The 17527-nt window shown below is 67.4% G+C and carries 17 protein-coding genes and 1 pseudogene; 1 reads left to right on the top strand and 17 read right to left on the bottom strand.

What is annotated here, in order from left to right:
* Positions 1-372 (bottom strand): LON peptidase substrate-binding domain-containing protein (locus tag AC1D2K_RS12260; protein ID WP_478089107.1); only part of this gene is annotated, 372 nt, incomplete at its 3' end.
* A gap of 50 nt (positions 373-422) precedes the next feature.
* Here AC1D2K_RS12260 and AC1D2K_RS12255 point away from each other — a divergent pair.
* On the top strand, positions 423-980 hold the full coding sequence (locus tag AC1D2K_RS12255; protein ID WP_478089106.1) for a YggT family protein: 558 nt from the start codon (positions 423-425) through the stop codon (positions 978-980).
* A gap of 131 nt (positions 981-1111) precedes the next feature.
* On the opposite strand, the gene accD is transcribed toward AC1D2K_RS12255, so the two are convergent.
* The 16 genes and pseudogenes from accD to AC1D2K_RS12175 all read right to left on the bottom strand — a co-directional run.
* Positions 1112-1984, bottom strand: coding sequence for an acetyl-CoA carboxylase, carboxyltransferase subunit beta (gene accD, locus AC1D2K_RS12250; protein WP_478089108.1), 873 nt, complete (start codon positions 1982-1984; stop codon positions 1112-1114).
* A gap of 107 nt (positions 1985-2091) precedes the next feature.
* Positions 2092-2937 carry a tryptophan synthase subunit alpha gene (gene trpA / locus AC1D2K_RS12245; RefSeq protein WP_478089105.1) on the bottom strand — a complete coding sequence of 282 codons (846 nt, stop codon included), beginning with the start codon at positions 2935-2937 and terminating at the stop codon, positions 2092-2094.
* On the bottom strand, positions 2937-4211 hold the full coding sequence (trpB, locus tag AC1D2K_RS12240) for a tryptophan synthase subunit beta (protein WP_478089104.1): 1275 nt from the start codon (positions 4209-4211) through the stop codon (positions 2937-2939). The genes trpA and trpB overlap by 1 nt, the downstream gene beginning before the upstream one ends.
* Before the next feature lie 54 nt (positions 4212-4265).
* The gene (locus tag AC1D2K_RS12235; protein WP_478089103.1) at positions 4266-4961 is read right to left on the bottom strand and encodes a phosphoribosylanthranilate isomerase; all 696 of its coding nucleotides are present in this window, start codon (positions 4959-4961) and stop codon (positions 4266-4268) included.
* Positions 4958-5770 carry a tRNA pseudouridine(38-40) synthase TruA gene (gene truA, locus AC1D2K_RS12230; protein ID WP_478089102.1) on the bottom strand — a complete coding sequence of 271 codons (813 nt, stop codon included), beginning with the start codon at positions 5768-5770 and terminating at the stop codon, positions 4958-4960. Before truA ends, AC1D2K_RS12235 begins: the two co-directional genes overlap by 4 nt.
* A gap of 29 nt (positions 5771-5799) precedes the next feature.
* Entirely contained in the window at positions 5800-8415 is a 2616-nt protein-coding gene (locus AC1D2K_RS12225; protein WP_478089101.1) for a FimV/HubP family polar landmark protein, read from the bottom strand.
* Positions 8416-8800: 385 nt separating this feature from the next.
* Positions 8801-9943, bottom strand: a complete 1143-nt coding sequence (gene asd / locus AC1D2K_RS12220) for an aspartate-semialdehyde dehydrogenase (protein ID WP_478089100.1) — start codon at positions 9941-9943, stop codon at positions 8801-8803.
* A gap of 87 nt (positions 9944-10030) precedes the next feature.
* Positions 10031-11119 (bottom strand): 3-isopropylmalate dehydrogenase, encoded by a 1089-nt coding sequence (gene leuB, locus AC1D2K_RS12215; protein WP_478089099.1) that lies wholly within the window; start codon positions 11117-11119, stop codon positions 10031-10033.
* A gap of 32 nt (positions 11120-11151) precedes the next feature.
* Entirely contained in the window at positions 11152-11802 is a 651-nt protein-coding gene (gene leuD / locus AC1D2K_RS12210) for a 3-isopropylmalate dehydratase small subunit (RefSeq protein ID WP_478089098.1), read from the bottom strand.
* Between the two features lie 72 nt (positions 11803-11874).
* Positions 11875-13296, bottom strand: coding sequence for a 3-isopropylmalate dehydratase large subunit (leuC, locus tag AC1D2K_RS12205; RefSeq protein ID WP_478089097.1), 1422 nt, complete (start codon positions 13294-13296; stop codon positions 11875-11877).
* 28 nt (positions 13297-13324) lie between these two features.
* Complete coding sequence (locus tag AC1D2K_RS12200) at positions 13325-14272, bottom strand: LysR substrate-binding domain-containing protein (protein ID WP_478089096.1); 948 nt, start codon at positions 14270-14272, stop codon at positions 13325-13327.
* A gap of 122 nt (positions 14273-14394) precedes the next feature.
* On the bottom strand, positions 14395-14535 hold the full coding sequence (locus AC1D2K_RS12195; RefSeq protein WP_478089095.1) for an entericidin A/B family lipoprotein: 141 nt from the start codon (positions 14533-14535) through the stop codon (positions 14395-14397).
* Positions 14536-14656: 121 nt separating this feature from the next.
* A complete protein-coding gene (gene gltA / locus AC1D2K_RS12190) occupies positions 14657-15967 on the bottom strand; it encodes a citrate synthase (protein WP_478089094.1) in 1311 nt (436 codons plus the stop codon).
* 24 nt (positions 15968-15991) lie between these two features.
* Positions 15992-16294, bottom strand: a complete 303-nt coding sequence (locus AC1D2K_RS12185; RefSeq protein ID WP_478089093.1) for an FAD assembly factor SdhE — start codon at positions 16292-16294, stop codon at positions 15992-15994.
* A gap of 17 nt (positions 16295-16311) precedes the next feature.
* Positions 16312-17013 carry a succinate dehydrogenase iron-sulfur subunit gene (locus AC1D2K_RS12180; protein WP_442281862.1) on the bottom strand — a complete coding sequence of 234 codons (702 nt, stop codon included), beginning with the start codon at positions 17011-17013 and terminating at the stop codon, positions 16312-16314.
* A gap of 30 nt (positions 17014-17043) precedes the next feature.
* Positions 17044-17527 (bottom strand): annotated as a pseudogene (locus AC1D2K_RS12175) (succinate dehydrogenase/fumarate reductase flavoprotein subunit); the annotation flags it as partial.

Raw genomic sequence — 17527 nt, 5'->3', positions numbered from 1 at the left:
CGCCAGATCGTCGGCCAGGGCCTCGACCTCGGCGGTCCAGAGACCGTGGCTCTGCAGCTCGCTGGAGCGGACGCTGAAGCGCTGCGTGCCGATGCACTCGATCTGCAGCAGTCCGGCCTGGGGCGCATCGAATTCGCGGATCACCGCCAGCGTGCCGACGGCGGCGAAGCGCTCGGCTTCGGCGCCGGCGCGGCGGACCTCGCTGCCCTGCGTCAGGCTCACCACGCCGAAAGGCGATCCGTTCCGGTGGCAGCGGCCGATCATGTCGAGGTAGCGGACCTCGAAGATGCGCAGCGGCAGCAGGCCGCCCGGGAAGAGCACGGTGCCGAGCGGGAACAAGGGGAGGGAGCGCAGAAGGGGGCGTGTCGTCATCGATGAACCTTTGCGTGGCTATCATCGCATTCCGTTCACGACCACGCGCCATGTTCTATCAGATCCCCTCGTTCCTGCTCGACGTGATCGTCGGCCTCCTGGGCGGCGCTTGCCTGCTGCGTCTCTACATGCAATTCCACCGTGTGCCTTTCGGCAATCCGCTGGGGCGCTTCGTGTTCGCGGTGAGCGACTGGATCGTCCTGCCGCTGCGCCGCATCGTGCCCTCGGTCAAGCGCTGGGACCTCGCGAGCCTGGTGGCCGCCTGGCTGCTGGTGCTGGCCAAGTTCCTGCTCCTGTGGCTGTTGATGGGCGGCGTCGGGCGCTGGGCCGTGCTGCCGCTCGTGTCGCTGGTCGGACTGCTGCAACTCGCCGTGTCGGGGCTCACCGCGCTGCTGATCGTCCACGCGGTGCTGTCCTGGGTGCCGAATGCCTCCTCGATGCTGCACGACCTGATCGCGCGGCTGGCCGAACCGCTGGTGCGGCCACTGCGCCGCTTCATTCCGCCGATCGGCGGCGTCGACCTGTCGGTGCTGGCCGCGATCGTGCTGCTGCAGGTGGTGGCGATCGTGCTCGGCAACCTGATGCAAGCCGCCTTCACTCTAGGTTGACCGCGCGCGGCCGGCGCAGCCAGGCCCGTTCGTGAAACACCGCGGATCTGGCTTTGCCAGTCCGCTGGTGTTGCCCCCGGTAGGGGGTGGGCGCCCCGACACGAAGTGCGGGGCAACCTGGGGGCGAGCTACTAAACCACCGCGTCGGCGGGTTGGCGCAGCAGCATGGCCAGGGTGTTGGCCACGGTCTTGCGCAGTTCGCGCCGGTCGCAGATGAAGTCGATCGCGCCCTTGGTCTGCAGGAACTCGGCGCGCTGGAAGCCCTCGGGCAGGGTCACGCGCACGGTCGATTCGATCACGCGCGGGCCGGCGAAGCCGATCAGCGCCTTGGGCTCGGCGATCACCACGTCGCCGACGAAGGCGAAGCCGGCACTCACACCGCCCATGGTCGGATCGGTCAGCACGCTGATGTAGGGCAGRCCCTTCTTCGCGAGGCGCGTCAGCGAGGCGTTGKTCTTGGCCATCTGCATCAGCGACAGCAGGCCTTCCTGCATCCGCGCGCCGCCGGTGGCGGTGAAGCAGATGAAAGGCACCTTCTGCTCGATCGCGGTCTCGACGCCGCGCACGAAGCGCTCGCCGACCACGCTGCCCATGCTGCCGCCCATGAAGTCGAACTCGAAGCAGGCGACCACCACGTTGATGCTGTGCACCGAGCCGCCGATCACGACCAGGGCGTCGGTTTCGCCGGTGTTCTCCAGCGCTTCCTTAAGACGTTCGGGGTACTTGCGGCTGTCCTTGAACTTCAGGGCGTCGACCGGCAACACCTCCTGGCCCACCTCGTAGCGGCCTTCGGGGTCGAGGAAAGCGTCGAGCCGCGCCCGGGCGCCGATGCGGTGATGATGGCCGCAGCTCGGGCAGACGTTCTGGTTGTGCTCGAGGTCGGTCTTGTAGAGCACGGTGTCGCAGCTCGGGCACTTGATCCAGAGGCCTTCGGGCATCTGGCGCCGTTCGCTCGGGTCGGTCGGCGTGATCTTGGGGGGAAGCAGTTTTTCAAGCCAGCTCATGATTTCACCGCCGGGCCGCCCCAAGGTGAAATGCGCCCCCTTGGAGGGCAGCGAAGACACGAAGTGCGCAGCATGGGGGCCATAGTTTGTCCTTGTGTGGGCATGGATTATCCGCCAGCCGCGTTCCGGGGCGTGGCGGCGGGCAGGGCGTCGAGCGCCTGGCGGATCTCGGCCAGGAATTCGCGCACCAGCGGCACCACGGCGTCCCGGGGCTGGCCCTCGATCAACTGGATGATGCGGGTGCCGATCACGACCGCGTCGGCGGCGGCGCCGACCGCCTGCGCGGTGCGGGCGTCGCGGATGCCGAAGCCGACGCCGACCGGCACGCTCACATGCTTGCGGATGCGCGGGATCATGCGCCCGACCGCCTCGGTATCGAGGTGGCCGGCGCCGGTCACGCCCTTGAGCGAGACGTAGTAGACGTAGCCGGTGGCGATCCGTCCGACCTGGGCCATGCGCGCGTCGGTGCTGGTCGGGGCCAGCAGGAAGATCAGGTCGATGTTCTTCGCCTTCAGGGCCGCGGCGAATTCCTCGCATTCCTCGGGCGGATAGTCCACCACCAGCAGACCGTCGACGCCGGCCGCGGCCGCGTCGCGGATGAAGGCGCCCTTGCCGTGCACGCCGTCGTAGCGCTCCACCGGGTTGGYATAGCCCATCAGCACCACCGGCGTACGGTCGTCCTGGCGCCGGAAGTCGGCCACCATGGCGAGCACCTGCTTCATGCCCACGCCGAGCGCCAGCGCGGCCTCGCCGGCGCGCTGGATCACGGGGCCGTCGGCCATCGGGTCGGAGAACGGCACGCCGAGCTCGATCACGTCGGCGCCGGCCTCGACCATGCCGTGCATCAGCGCGGGCGTGATGTCGGCGAACGGGAAACCGGCGGTGACGTAGGGGACCAGGGCCCGGCGGCCGTCCTTTTGCAGGGCTTCGAAAGCGGCGGCAATTCGGCTCATCACTTGCCTCCCTTCACGCTCAGGCCGCGCATCGACGGCCGGTCGTAGAAATCGACGCCCGAGAGGTCGGCCACCGTGCCGATGTCCTTGTCGCCGCGGCCCGAGAGGTTGACCAGGATCGACTGGTCCGGGCGCATCGTCCTGGCGAGCTTCATGGCATAGGCGAAGGCATGGCTCGACTCCAGCGCCGGGATGATGCCTTCGGTCCGGCACAGGTAGTGGAAGGCTTCCAGCGCTTCGGCATCGGTGATGCCCACGTACTCGGCGCGGCCGATGTCGGCCAGGTAGGCGTGCTCGGGGCCGACGCCGGGGTAGTCCAGGCCGGCGCTGATGCTGTGGGTCTCGGTGACCTGGCCGTCTTCGTTCTGCAGCAGGTAGGTGCGGTTGCCGTGCAGGACGCCGGGGCTGCCGCGCAGGATCGAGGCCGAATGCTTGCCGCTGTCCAGGCCTTCGCCTGCGGCTTCGACGCCGATCAGGCGCGTGCGCTCGAACGGAATGTACGGATGGAAGATCCCCATCGCGTTGCTGCCGCCGCCCACGCAGGCGACCACGACGTCGGGCTGCCGGCCCCCGGCTTCGCCCGTGATGCCCTGCGCGGCCAGCATGGCCGGCATCTGCTCGATGCATTCGGTGCCGATCACGCTCTGGAAGTCGCGCACCATGGTCGGGTAGGGATGCGGGCCGGCCACCGTGCCGATGATGTAGAAGGTGTTCTCGACGTTCGTGACCCAGTCGCGCATGGCCTCGTTGAGCGCATCCTTCAGTGTCTTGCTGCCCGACTCGACCGGCACCACGGTCGCGCCCAGCAGGTTCATGYGGTACACGTTGGGGCTCTGGCGCTGCACGTCCTGGCTGCCCATGTAGACCACGCATTCGAGCCCGTAGCGGGCGCAGATGGTGGCGGTGGCCACGCCATGCTGGCCGGCGCCGGTCTCGGCGATCACCCGCGGCTTGCCCATGCGCTTGGCGAGCATGGCCTGGCCGATGGTGTTGTTGACCTTGTGGGCGCCGGTGTGGTTCAGGTCCTCGCGCTTGAGGTAGATCTGGGCCCCGCCCATCTCGCGGCTGGTGCGCGCCGCATGGTAGATCGGCGAGGGCCGGCCCACGAAATGGGCCAGTTCGTAGTGGAATTCGGCCAGGAATTCCGGGTCGTCCTTGTACCGGGCGTAGGCGTCGCGCAGTTCGCTGATCGCGTGGGTCAGCGTCTCGCTGGCGAAAGTGCCGCCGTAGATGCCGAAGTGGCCGCYGGCGTCGGGTTGCTGGTAGGTGTCCATGGTCTCGATCGTTGGGCTGGCCGGCACCCGGAGAGATCGAGGCGGCGCGGCGAGCTAGGGAACTGGGGAGAAGGCATCGGCCGCACGCACGGCGGCCACGAATGCGTGAATCTTCGCGGCGTCCTTGAGGCCCTTTGCGGCCTCGACGCCCGAACTCACGTCAACGGACAGCGACTTGGCTGCCGTCCGCAGCTGACGAATGCCATCGCCCACGTTTGCAGGTGCGAGCCCACCACTCAAGACGAGGTGAGCGTCGACGGCGGGTGGAAGAAGTGACCAATCGAATGCCTTGCCGCCACCGCCATAGGCTTCGACATGGGCGTCGAGCAGGATGGCGTGGGCGCGGGAGTAATCGGACGCGTATTTTACGAGGTCGAAGGAAGCCCCGGCGGCGCCGAGCGGAATGCGGGCCGCGCGCATGAACCGGTGGGCACCGCGACCGCTGGCCTGCCAGCATTGCTCCGGCGTTTCGTCGCCGTGGAACTGGGCCATGGCGCCGGCCACCCGCGACAGCGCGTCCAGGGTCGCCGCCTCCGATTCGTTGACGAACAACAGCACCGGCGTCACGAACGGCGGCAGCCGCGCGGCCAGCACGGCCGCCCGCTCGACGCTCACCGCCCGCGGGCTGGCGGCAAAGAGCACGAAGCCGACCGCGTCCGCACCGGCCTCGACCGCGGCGTCCACGTCGGCTTCACGCGTCAGTCCGCAGATCTTGATGCGGGTGCGGGCCAGGGAAGCTTGGGCGGTCATGGCGGACCATCATACGCAGTGCCGCCGGCCTGCAGCGTCGCCTCGGCCGGCAGGCCCCAGCCGGCGTCGTACAACGGCCCGAGAAAGTAGAGCCCGCTGGGCGAGAAGGTGGGCGCCGCAACCACGCGGCTGCGCGCGGCCAGCACCTCGGCCATCCATTCGGGCGGCGAGTCGCCGCGGCCGATCCGTACCAGGCAGCCCATGAGGTTGCGGATCATGTGGTGCAGGAAGGCGTCGGCCTCGAATTCGAAATGCCAGCGACAGCGCTCGCCTTCGCCGTGGCGCGTGATCTCGATGCGGCGCAGGTCCTTGACCGGCGAGCGGGCCTGGCAGGCCGAGGCCCGGAAGGAACTGAAATCGTGCCGGCCTACCAGTACCGCGGCCGCGGCCCGCATCGCATTCCCGTCGAGCGCGTGCATGGACCAGCCGACGCGTCCGGCGTCCAGGCTCGGGCGCACCGGCGACTGCGACAGCACGTACAGGTAGCGCCGGGTCAGGGCGCTGGCGCGGCAGTGGAAGGAGTCGGGCACCGGCTGTGCCCATTGCAGCGCGATGTCCGGGGGCAGGTAGCGATTGGTGCCGCGGACCCAGGAGAAGGGGGTGCGCTCGACCGACGTGTCGAAATGCACCACTTGCATCAGGCCGTGGACGCCGGTGTCGGTGCGGCCGGCGCAGAGCGTGGAAATCGGCTGCGCGGCGAACTGGGCCAGCGCCGCCTCCAGCTTGTCCTGCACAGTGCGGCCCGAAAGCTGGCTCTGCCAGCCTTCGTACGCCTGTCCGTTGTAGCGGATGCCGAGAGCCAGCCTCACAGGGGAATCGGCGGCGGCCGCAAGGCCGCTCAGCGCAACTGGCCGAGCAGTTGCTTGGCCTCGGCCTTGACGTCGCCGGCGCTCTCGGCGGCCACTTCCTCGACCAGCGAGCGGGCGCCTTCGACGTCGCCCAGCGCCTTGAGTTCGCGCGCCAGGGAGAGCTTGATCGCGTGGGGGTTCTCGCCGCTGTCGTCGATCGGCTCGAGGCGGCCGCGCTCGGTGTCGGATGGATTGCGGCCCGATAGGCCGGCCAGGGAGCTCATGTCGAATTCGATGAAGCCGGAGTCCGCCGGCAGGCCGGCGCGCAGGGGCGCGGGCTGGGTGCGCTCTTCGTCCGGTTGCGACGGCGCGCGGGTGAGCGACTCGAGGGCGCCGGGCGCGGTGTCGAAGTCATTCTCGAGATCGAGGCGCGCGACCGGCTTGGCCGAGTGGCTGCCGTTGAGCGGTGCGGCGACGGTGCTCGGCAGCGCGCTGTCGGCCGGCTTGAAGGCCTTCGGCGTCGGGATCGGCGGCAACGTGGCAGTGATCGTGGTCTGAGGCGTTTCTTTCGGTGGGTGGCTCAGCTCGAGGTCGAAGTCCAGCGGTGCCACCGAAGGCATGAAGGCCGGCGGCGGGGCTTCGACCACCGGAGCAGGCACCGGCGCCAGCGGCACGGGCGCGCTGGCGGCTGCGAGCGTACCGGCGAAGGCGGCCGCCTCGGCGGCGGACACACCGCCACGGCTGCCGGTCTCGTAGAGCGGATTGCCCGGATCGAGGTCCTTGCCGAGTTCCACCACGCGGTTCCACTCGCTGCCGGTACCGCCGGTCAGCTTGTGGACGTCGGCGGCGAGGGCCTCGTAGGCGCGCAGGTCGCGGCGCTTGGCGTGGATCTCGAGCAGTTTGAGGTGAATCGCGGAGCGTTCCGGGTTGACCCGCAAGGCCTCGCGCAGGATTTCCTCGGCTTGCAGGTCGCGGCCGTAGGCCAGGTAGACGTCGGCTTCGGCCACCGGATCGACGTCGCCCGCGTCCATCTGGCTGGTCGAATAGGACAGCGACGACACCACCGAATTGCCCCGATTCTTGGTGTCCACCGACTCGCCGCCGCTGGCGCCGAAGAAGGAGTCCTTGGGGATCCGGCTTTCRATGAACACGCTGTCGCCGGCGTCGCGGCGCTTGCGGCCGAGCACGCGGTAGAGCAGCAAGCCGATCAGCAGCGCGATCAGCGCCGCCGCACCGGCCATCAGCGGGTTGTCGAGCAGTTCGGCGAAGAAGCTGGGTTGCTCGGGCGGTGGCGGGGGGGGCGCCTTGGCGACCGGCTTGGGCGCAGCCGCGGGAGGGGTGGCAGCGGGCGCGGCCGCTGCGGTATCGGCCGGCTTGGGGCTGCTGGCGTCGGTGGCGGCTGCAACCGATGGAGCGGACGCAGCCGCCGCGGGCGCAACCACGGCCGGCGGCGTCGCGGCGGCGGGCGTGCCTGCTGCGGCCGAAGCTGCTGCTGCAGCAACTGGCGCTGCAACTGCCGCTGCAACTGGCGCAGCGGCAGGTGCGGGGCTGGCGGCTGCGGCCGAGGCAGCGGCCGACGCCGGACTGGCTGCCGCTGGCGTCGTGCCGCTGGCGGCCTGGATCTTGTTCAGCTCGGAGATGTTCTTCGACAKCTCGGCGACCCGGGCGTTGCTGGCCTGCGCCTGGCGCGCCTGTGCAATCTGCTCTTCGGTCGGCCGGCCCGGGGCGATGCCCTGGGAGATCTTGAGCTTGTCGCTGGCGGCATTGGCCGCGTTGCGGTCCTCGACATTGGCCTGCAGCTTGCCCGAGGCCTGGCGGTCGGCATCGGCGACCCGCGATGTCGGCGCGTTGTCGGCGAGGCGACGCCGGTACTCGCCGAAATCCTGGCTCTGCGCGGTCACCGTGCGGCGCGCCTCGCCTGGCGGGACGGCTTCGGCCTGGGGCGTACCGGGCATCTCCAGCACTGCGCCGGCCTTGATCCGGTTCACGTTGCCGCCGATGAWGGCGTTGGGGTTGGCGCGCAGCAGGGCCACGAGCATCTGGTCGAGCGAGACCTCGGCCGGCTTGTAGGCGGCCGCGATCTTGCCGGCGGTATCGCCGGCCTGGACTTTCACGTGTTCGCCGGCGCCGGTGCGCACCGTGCCGCTTTCCGCCGGGGCGGGCGGCGCTGCAGGCGCCGCAGCGACGGCGCGCTCGCGGCGGCTCGGAGGCGCCGCCTGCACGACGGTCGGGGCGACGCGTTGCGGTGGCGGCGCGCTGATCTGCGGAGCGATCGGAGCCACCGGGGCGGCAGCCTGGCGGCTGGCCGGCGGGTCGAGCAGGACCGTGTAGTCGCGCACGATGCGCCCGGTGTTCCAGTTGGCTTCGAGCAACAGGTCGACGAAAGGCTCGCTGAGCAGCCGATTGCTGGTGAGGCGAATGACGTAGCGGCCATCGGGACGCTTCTGGACGCCGGCCCGGACATCCGACAGCGCCGCGTTGTAGGGAACCCCGGCGGCGCGGAAAGCCTCGGAGGAGGCGATGTTGACCTTCAGTCCACCGGCTTCGGCCGGCGTGATCTCGGTGACTTCGATTTCTGCGCGCAGCGGTTCGCCCAGCGCCGACTGAACATTCAACCGTCCCAGCGTCAACGCGCTGGCGTCGACCGCCAATGCGCCCAATGCCAAGCCGACCGCAGCGCTGAGGAGGGTGAGCTGGCCACGACCGGCGTTCGTCGTACTCGGAGGAAGGGCCGAAAGGCGGGCCGCAGGCAACGGTTGTCGTGTCATGCTGGTAGGGGGCAGCTCGGCCCAAATGTGTAAGGGGACGTTAACATCAAGACCTTGCACTGACAAGGCGACAAGGCTTATCTACCCAGTGCGTGCAAACTTCGTCATGCATTTGTCGTTGCGGTTGAGCAACGCTCGCCCGCAGTTGGCTCACTTCGCTTTGGCCGGCGCAGCCAGGCCTGTTGGTGAAACACCGCGGAACCGGCTTCGCCGGGCCGCTGGTGTTGCCCCCGGCAGGGGGTGGGCGCCCGGACACGAAGTGCCGGGCAACCTGGGGGCGAACTCATTCCTCCAGCAGGATGCGCAGCATGCGGCGCAGCGGTTCGGCGGCGCCCCACAGCAGTTGGTCGCCGATAGTGAAGGCGCCCACGTACTCCGGACCCATCGCAAGCTTGCGCACGCGGCCGACCGGAATCGTCATCGTGCCGGTGACGGCCACCGGCGTCAGGTCGCGGACCGTGGCCTCGCGGGTGTTCGGCACCACCTTGACCCACTCGTTGTCGGCCGCCATCAGCGCCTCGATGTCGGCCACCGGAACGTCCTTTTTGAGCTTGAAGGTCAGCGCCTGGCTGTGGCAGCGCATCGCGCCGATGCGCACGCAGAAGCCGTCGACCGGCGTCGCGGCGGTGCCGAAGCCCGCGCCCTGGCCGAGGATCTTGTTGGTCTCGGCGCCACCCTTCCACTCTTCCTTGCTCATGCCGTCGCCCAGGTCCTTGTCGATCCAGGGGATCAGGCTGCCGCCGAGCGGGGCGCCGAAGTTCGCGGTTTCAGCGGCGCTCAGCGACTGCTGCTTGGCCAGCACCTTGCGGTCGATCTCGAGGATCGCCGACTTCGGGTCGTCGAGCAGCGCGCGCACCTCGGCGTTGAGGGTGCCGAACTGGGTCAGCAGCTCGCGCATGTGCTGCGCGCCGCCACCCGAGGCCGCCTGGTAGGTCATGCTGGTCATCCACTCGACCAGGCCGGCCTTGTAGAGCGCGCCCACGCCCATCAGCATGCAGCTGACGGTGCAGTTGCCGCCGATCCAGTTCTTGCCGCCCTTGGCGAGCGCGTTCTGGATCACCGGCAGGTTGACCGGATCGAGCACGATGATCGTGTCGTCGTTCATGCGCAGCGTGGACGCGGCGTCGATCCAGTGGCCCTTCCAGCCGGCCGCACGCAGCTTCGGGAACACCTCGGTCGTGTAGTCGCCGCCTTGGGCGGTGACGACGATGTCGCACTTCTTGAGTGCCTCGATGTCGTGGGCGTCCTTCAGCGTGGTCTCGTTCTTCGCCATCGCCGGGGCCTTGCCGCCGGCGTTCGAAGTCGAGAAGAAGACCGGCTCGATCAGTCCGAAGTCGCCTTCGGCCTGCATCCGGTCCATGAGGACCGAGCCGACCATGCCGCGCCAGCCCACGAGGCCGACCAGAGGTTGATTTGCGTTCGCCATTTCAAATTGCCCTTGTGAAAAAAGAAACTGTCTTCTCTTTGCGCCCGGCTCGTCAGAGCCGGGAAGGGCGTGACGAAGCGGGCTGGTTTAGCCGGTAATCGTCTTTTTGGTGATGGCAGCCACCACGGCATCGCCCATCTCGCGGGTGCCGACCTTGGTCGTGCCTGCGGACCAGATGTCTGCCGTGCGCAGCCCCTGGGCCAGCACGGACTTGACCGCCGACTCGATCCGGTCGGCAGCCTCGGGCTGGTTGAGGGAAAAGCGAAGCATCATGGCAGCGGACAGGATTGTAGCCAAAGGATTGGCAACCCCTTTGCCGGCAATGTCGGGCGCGCTGCCGTGGCTGGGCTCGTAGAGGCCCTGGTTGCTGGCGTTCAGCGAGGCCGAGGGCAGCATGCCGATCGAGCCGGTGAGCATCGCGGCCTCGTCCGACAGGATGTCGCCGAACATGTTGCCGGTGACCACCACGTCGAACTTCTTGGGTGCCTTGACCAGCTGCATGGCAGCGTTGTCGACGTACATGTGGTCGAGTTCGATGTCGGGATATTCGCGGCCGACCTCGGTCACGATGTCCTTCCAGAACTGGAAGGTCTCGAGCACGTTGGCCTTGTCGACGCTGGTCACGCGCTTGCTGCGCTTGCGCGCCGCCTGGAAGGCGACGTGGGCGATGCGCTCGACCTCGGGGCGCGAATAGCGCATGGTGTCGAAGGCTTCCTCGGCGCCCGGGAAGTGGCCGTCGACCGCGGTGCGGCGGCCGCGCGGCTGGCCGAAATAGATGTCGCCGGTCAGTTCGCGAATGATCAGGATGTCCAGCCCCGCGATCAGCTCGGGCTTCAGGCTCGAGGCGTCCACCAGCTGCTCGTAGCAGATGGCCGGGCGGAAGTTGGCGAACAGGCCGAGGTTCTTGCGCAGGCCCAGGATGGCCTGCTCGGGGCGCAGCGAGCGTTCGAGCTTGTCGTACTTCCAGTCCCCCACGGCGCCGAACAGCACCGCGTCGGCTTCCTTGGCCAGTTTCAGCGTGGACTCGGGCAGCGGGTGGCCGTGGGCCTCGTAGGCGGCGCCGCCGACCAGCGCCTGTTCGGTCTCGAAGGACAGGTCGAGCACATCGAGGACGCGGATCGCCTCGGCAACGATTTCGGTGCCGATGCCATCACCGGGGAGGACTGCGATTTTCATGAGCTTGTACGGAGAAGATTGAACAATGGATTTCAGGCGATGAGTTGGTGCGACAGCCAGGGCTTCTTGGCCAGGCGCTCGGCTTCGAAGGCCGCGATCTTGTCCTTGTGGCGCAGGGTCAGGCCGATGTCGTCGAGGCCGTTGAGCAGGCAGTACTTGCGGAAGGCCTGGACCTCGAACGGGAGCTCGCTGCCGTCCGGCTTGACGACCACCTGGCGCTCGAGGTCGACGGTCAGGCTGTAGCCCGGAAAGGCGAGGGTCTCGTCGAACAGCTGCGCCACCTGGGCTTCGCTCAGCACGATCGGCAACAGGCCGTTCTTGAAGCTGTTGTTGAAGAAGATGTCGGCGTAGCTCGGCGCGATGATGGCGCGGAAGCCGTATTGGTCGAGTGCCCACGGTGCGTGCTCGCGCGACGAGCCGCAGCCGAAGTTCTTGCGCGCCAGCAGCACCGAGGCGCCGGCGTAGCGCGGCTGGTTCAGCACGAAGTCGGGGTTCGGCTTGCGCGACTTCGGATCCTGGCCCGGCTCGCCCGGGTCCAGGTAGCGCCAGGCGTCGAACAGATTGGGCCCGAAGCCGGTCTTGCGGATCGACTTCAGGAACTGCTTCGGGATGATCGCGTCGGTGTCGACGTTCTCGCGGTCCATCGGTGCCACGAGGCCCTTGTGCACGGTGAATTTCTGCATGGTGATGTCTATCTGGTCAGTTGAGAACAGAGCAAAAATTGCTTCGCAATTCTTGGTCTGTTCCGCAAGGTTTCATGAGAACTGGCGGACGTCGACGAAGTGGCCATGGACCGCGGCTGCGGCGGCCATGGCCGGGCTCACGAGGTGGGTGCGGCCACCGGCGCCCTGGCGGCCTTCGAAGTTGCGGTTGCTGGTCGAGGCGCAGCGCTCGCCCGGCTCGAGCCGGTCGGCGTTCATCGCCAGGCACATCGAGCAGCCGGGTTCACGCCATTCGAAGCCTGCCGCCTTGAAGATCTGGTCCAGGCCTTCGCGCTCCGCCTGTTCCTTGACCAGGCCCGAGCCCGGCACCACCATGGCGAGCTTGACGTTCTTGGCCACCTTCTGGCCCAGCCGCTTGACCATCGCCGCGRCCTCGCGCATGTCCTCGATGCGGCTGTTGGTGCAGGAGCCGATGAAGACCTTGTCGATCAGGATGTCGTTCATCGGCTTGTTCGGCTCCAGGCCCATGTAGGCCAGCGCGYGCTCGATCGCGCCGCGCTTGTTGGCGTCCTTTTCCTTGTCCGGGTCGGGCACGCGGCCGTCCACCGGAACCACCATCTCGGGCGAGGTGCCCCAGGTGACTTGCGGCTTGATCTGCGCGGCGTCGAGCTCGACCACCAGGTCGAAGTGCGCGCCGGGGTCGGACTGCAGCGTCTTCCAGTAGGCGACGGCCTGGTCCCATTCGACGCCGGTCGGCGCCAGCGGGCGGCCCTGGACGTAGGCGATGGTCTTGTCGTCCACTGCCACCAGCCCGGCGCGGGCGCCGGCCTCGATCGCCATGTTGCAGACCGTCATGCGGCCTTCCATGCTCAGGTCGCGGATCGCCGAACCGGCGAACTCGATGGTGTAGCCGGTGCCGCCGGCGGTGCCGATCCTGCCGATGATCGCGAGCACGATGTCCTTGGCGGTGCAGCCCAGCGGCAGCTTGCCTTCAACCTTCACGAGCAGGTTCTTGGCCTTTTTGGCGAGCAGGGTCTGGGTCGCCATCACGTGCTCGACCTCGCTGGTGCCGATGCCGTGCGCGAGCGCGCCGAAAGCGCCGTGGGTCGAGGTGTGCGAGTCGCCGCAAACCACGGTCATGCCGGGCAAGGTGGCGCCCGACTCGGGCCCGATCACGTGCACGATGCCCTGGCGCTTGCTCAGGAACGGGAAGAAGGCGGCGGCGCCGAATTCCTTGATGTTCGTGTCCAGCGTGGTGATCTGTTCCTTGCTGACGGGATCGGTGATGCCGTCGTAGCCCAGTTCCCAGTGGGTGGTCGGCGTGTTGTGGTCGGCCGTCGCGACCACCGAGCTGATGCGCCAGAGCTTGCGGCCGGCCTCGCGCAGTCCTTCGAAAGCCTGAGGGCTGGTGACTTCATGCACCAGGTGGCGGTCGATGTAGAGGATCGAGGTGCCGTCTTCCTCGGTGTGGACGACGTGTTCGTCCCAGAGTTTGTCGTAGAGCGTGCGTGCCATGGGTCTCTTTCGTGGGAGGGTGATTGTCTTATGCGGCGAGCTGCGCGGGCGTCGCGTCAGCAGGGGTATGCAGGTGCTTGACGAGCATGCGGGCGGCAACCGGCAGGGTCGAGAAGTCGCGTGCGATCAGGCGGATCTGGCGCGCGGCCCAGGCGTCGTTGAGCGCGATGCTGGTCAGGCCGCGGCCGATGCCGCCCTGCATCAGTTCGAAGGCGCGCAGCGGCATCACGCCGACGCCGAGTCCGTTCTCGATCATCCGGCACATYGCGTCGAGGCCCGTCACGTGGATGCGCAGGCGGATGCTGCGGCTTGCGGCCAGCGCGGCCTGGTGCATCGCGACGTAGATCGAGCTGTTGGTGTGCAGGCCGACGTGGTCGTAGTCCAGCGAGTCGACGAAATCGATCGCGCGTTCGCACGCCAGTGCGTGGCCGGCGGGCACGATCAGCGTCAGCGCGTCGTCGCGGTAGGGCAGGCTCTGCAGGTCGGCCGCGCCGTCGGCGAGGTGGCAAACGCCGAGGTCGGCCGCGCCCTCGTGAACGGCGCGCACGACCTCGCTGCTCAAGTGCTCTTCGAGGTCGATCTTGATCGCGTCGTGCTCGCGCGTGAAGGCGCCGAGATCCTCGGGAAGGAACTGAACGATGGCCGAGATGTTGGCGTGCACCCGGACATGCCCGCGCACGCCATCGGCGTATTCGCTGAGTTCGCCCTGCATCTTCTCGAGGCTGTAGAGCACCGATCGCGCATGGTGCAGCAGGCTCTCGCCGGCCGGCGTCAGGTCGACGCCGCGCGCGTGGCGGTAGAGCAGGGGGGTGCCGAGGGTGGCTTCGAGGTCGGACAGCCGCTTGCTGATCGCCGAAGCCGCGATGAACTCGCGTTCCGCCGCGCGACCGATGCTGCCGAGTTCGCAGACAGCCACGAACAACTGCAGCGACGTGAGGTCGATGCGGCGGGCGAAACTGCGTTCGGAAGAGGTCATTGGGGCTTTGGCATCTCGTTCAGAGATGGAAGCCCACATTTTCTCTCAGTTTCAATGAGGAAGCCATCGCGATCGGCGATGGCTTCGATGCCGCGGCGCGATGAGCGGCGCGGGAATGGCGCTTATTGCTTCTTGGTCGCGGCGTCTTCCATCTTCTGGCCACCCTTCTGGATGTCCTGGCCGGCACCCTTCATGGTGTTGCAGCCGGCCAGCGGCACGGCGAAGGCGAAGACGACGGCGATCATGGCAGCGAGTTTCTTCATGGTGGAACTCCTTGGGGTGGATGACGCCATGAAGTTATTCGCCCGCAGTTCGGCTTCCTGTCAGCCAAAACGCAAAAAAGCTGCCCGAAGGCAGCTTTCCTGTGTGAGAGCCTGACGGCGATCAGCGTTGTGCGATGGGCTTGACGTCGCGCTTGACCGAGCCTTCGAAGAGTTGGCGCGGACGGCCGATCTTGTAGTCCGGGTCGCCGATCATCTCGTTGAGCTGGGCAATCCAGCCGACCGTGCGCGCGAGCGCGAAGACGGCGGTGAACAGCGGCACCGGGATGCCGATCGCGCGCTGCACGATGCCCGAATAGAAGTCGACGTTCGGGTAGAGCTTGCGCGAGACGAAGTATTCGTCTTCCAGGGCGATCTTCTCGAGCGCCATGGCGAGCTTGAACAGGGGATCGTTCTCGAGGCCCAGTTCGCCCAGCACTTCCTTGCAGGTTTCCTGCATCAGCTTGGCGCGCGGGTCGTAGTTCTTGTAGACGCGATGCCCGAAGCCCATCAGCTTGACGTTCGAGTTCTTGTCCTTGACCTGCTTGATGAACTCGCCGATCTTGTCGACGCCGCCCGCCTTCTGGATGTCGTAGAGCATGTTGAGCGCCGCCTCGTTGGCGCCGCCGTGGGCCGGGCCCCAGAGGCAGGCCACGCCGGCCGCGATCGCCGCGAAGGGGTTGGTGCCCGACGAGCCGCACAGGCGCACGGTCGAGGTCGAGGCGTTCTGCTCGTGGTCGGCGTGCAGGATGAAGATGCGGTCGAGCGCGCGCTCGAGTACCGGGCTCACCTTGTACTCCTCGCACGGCGTCGCGAACATCATGTGCAGGAAGTTGCCCGCATAGCTGAGGTCGTTCTTCGGGTACATGTAGGGCTGGCCCACGGTGTACTTGTAGGCCATGGCGACCAGCGTCGGCATCTTCGCGATCAGGCGGATCGCGGCGATCTCGCGGTGCTTCGGATTGTTGATGTCCGTGCTGTCGTGATAGAAGGCCGACAGCGCGCCGACCAGGCCGGTCATGATGGCCATCGGGTGCGCGTCGCGGCGGAAACCGCGCAGGAAGAACTGCATCTGCTCGTTGACCATCGTGTGATTGGTCACGAGCTTCGTGAAGCTGGTCTTCTTGGCCTGGTCGGGCAGCTCGCCGTACAGCAGCAGGTGGCAGGTCTCGAGGAAGTCGCAGTTGGTTGCGAGCTGCTCGATCGGGTAGCCGCGGTACAGCAGTTCGCCCTTGTCGCCGTCGATGTAGGTGATGGCCGATTCGCACGAGGCCGTCGACATGAAGCCCGGGTCGTAGGTGAACATGCCCGTCTGGGCGTAGAGCTTGCGGATGTCGATCACGTCAGGGCCGAGGGTCCCCTTGTAGATCGGCAGCTCGACGTTCTGTCCGCCGTTGCTGAACGACAGCGTGGCCTTGTTCTCGGATGCTTTCATTTCGAGTGTCTTTCAAAGAATGGATCAGGAAGATAGGAATTGCGCACCGTCGCTGCGCATCAGTCGCAGCAGTTCGACCACCTCGGCCCCGGCCCATCCGGGCTCGGGCTCCTTTCGCGCGAGCAGGAGGTCGAGCAGGTCGTTGTCCGACAGGTCCATCAATGTCTCCAGTGCCTGTGCCTGCCCGCGGGTCAGGCTTGCCTCGTGCCGTTCGAAGAAGCGGGCAATGAACAGGTCGTTTTCAAGCAGGCCGCGCCGGCAGCGCCACTTGAGCTTGCTCAGCGCACGCACGCTGATCGGCTCGGAGAGGTCGTCGGTGGCTTGCATGGGGTCCGTCACTCGGGCTAGATGGCGCGACGCACCATGAGTTCCTTGATCTTGCCGATCGCCCGGGTCGGGTTCAGGTTCTTGGGGCACACGTCGACGCAGTTCATGATCGAGTGGCAGCGGAACAGGCGATACGGGTCTTCAAGGTTGTCCAGGCGCTCGCCGGTGGCTTCGTCGCGGCTGTCGGCGATGAAGCGGTAGGCTTGCAGCAGCCCGGCCGGGCCGACGAACTTGTCGGGGTTCCACCAGAAGCTCGGGCAGCTGGTCGAGCAGCTCGCGCACAGGATGCACTCGTACAGGCCGTTGAGCTCGTCGCGCTCCTCGGGCGACTGCAGGCGCTCCTTCTCGGGCGGCACGGTGTCGTTCTGCAGGTAGGGCTTGATCGAGTTGTACTGCTTGAAGAACTGCGTCATGTCCACGATCAGGTCGCGGATCACCGGCAGGCCGGGCAGCGGCTTGAGCACGATCGTGCCCTTGAGCGTGAGCATGTTGGTCAGGCAGGCCAGGCCGTTCTTGCCGTTGATGTTCATCGCGTCCGAGCCGCAGACGCCTTCGCGGCAAGAGCGGCGGAACGACAGCGTCGGGTCCTGCGCCTTGAGCTTCATGAGGGCGTCGAGCAGCATGCGCTCGTGGCCGTCGAGTTCGATCTCGATGGTCTGCATGTAGGGCTTGGCGTCCTTGTCCGGGTCGTAGCGGTAGATTTGGAATGTGCGCTTCATCGTGATGTCCTTGTGATGCTTTCCCGGGCCTTAGAACGTGCGGACCTTCGGCGGCACCGAGGCCACCGTCAGCGGCTGCAGCTTGACCGGCTTGTACGAGAGGCGGTTGTCCTGGCTGTACCAGAGCGTGTGCTTCATCCAGTTGGCGTCGTCGCGGCCCAGCGGCGCGACCGGATCGTCGGCCGGGCGCTCGTAGTCCTCGACCGTGTGGGCGCCGCGGCATTCGCGGCGGGCGGCGGCCGAGACCATCGTGGCCTGCGCCACTTCGATCAGGTTGTCGACTTCGAGGGCTTCGATGCGCGCGGTGTTGAACACGCGCGACTTGTCCTTGAGGGTGACGGCGGCGACGCGCTTGCGGACCTCGGCGATCTTCTGCACGCCTTCGTCCATCGTGGCCTGCTTGCGGAACACGGCCGCGTGCTGCTGCATCACCGAGCGGATCTCGTTGGCCACGTCCTGCGCGTACTCGCCCGAGGTCGAGGCCTCGAGCTGGTTCAGGCGCTCCAGGGTGCGG

The sequence above is a fragment of the Variovorax sp. P1_H12_2 genome (genome assembly GCF_056405335.1).
Note: the sequence above shows the minus strand (reverse complement) of the source record. Positions and strands in the feature narration are given on the sequence as shown.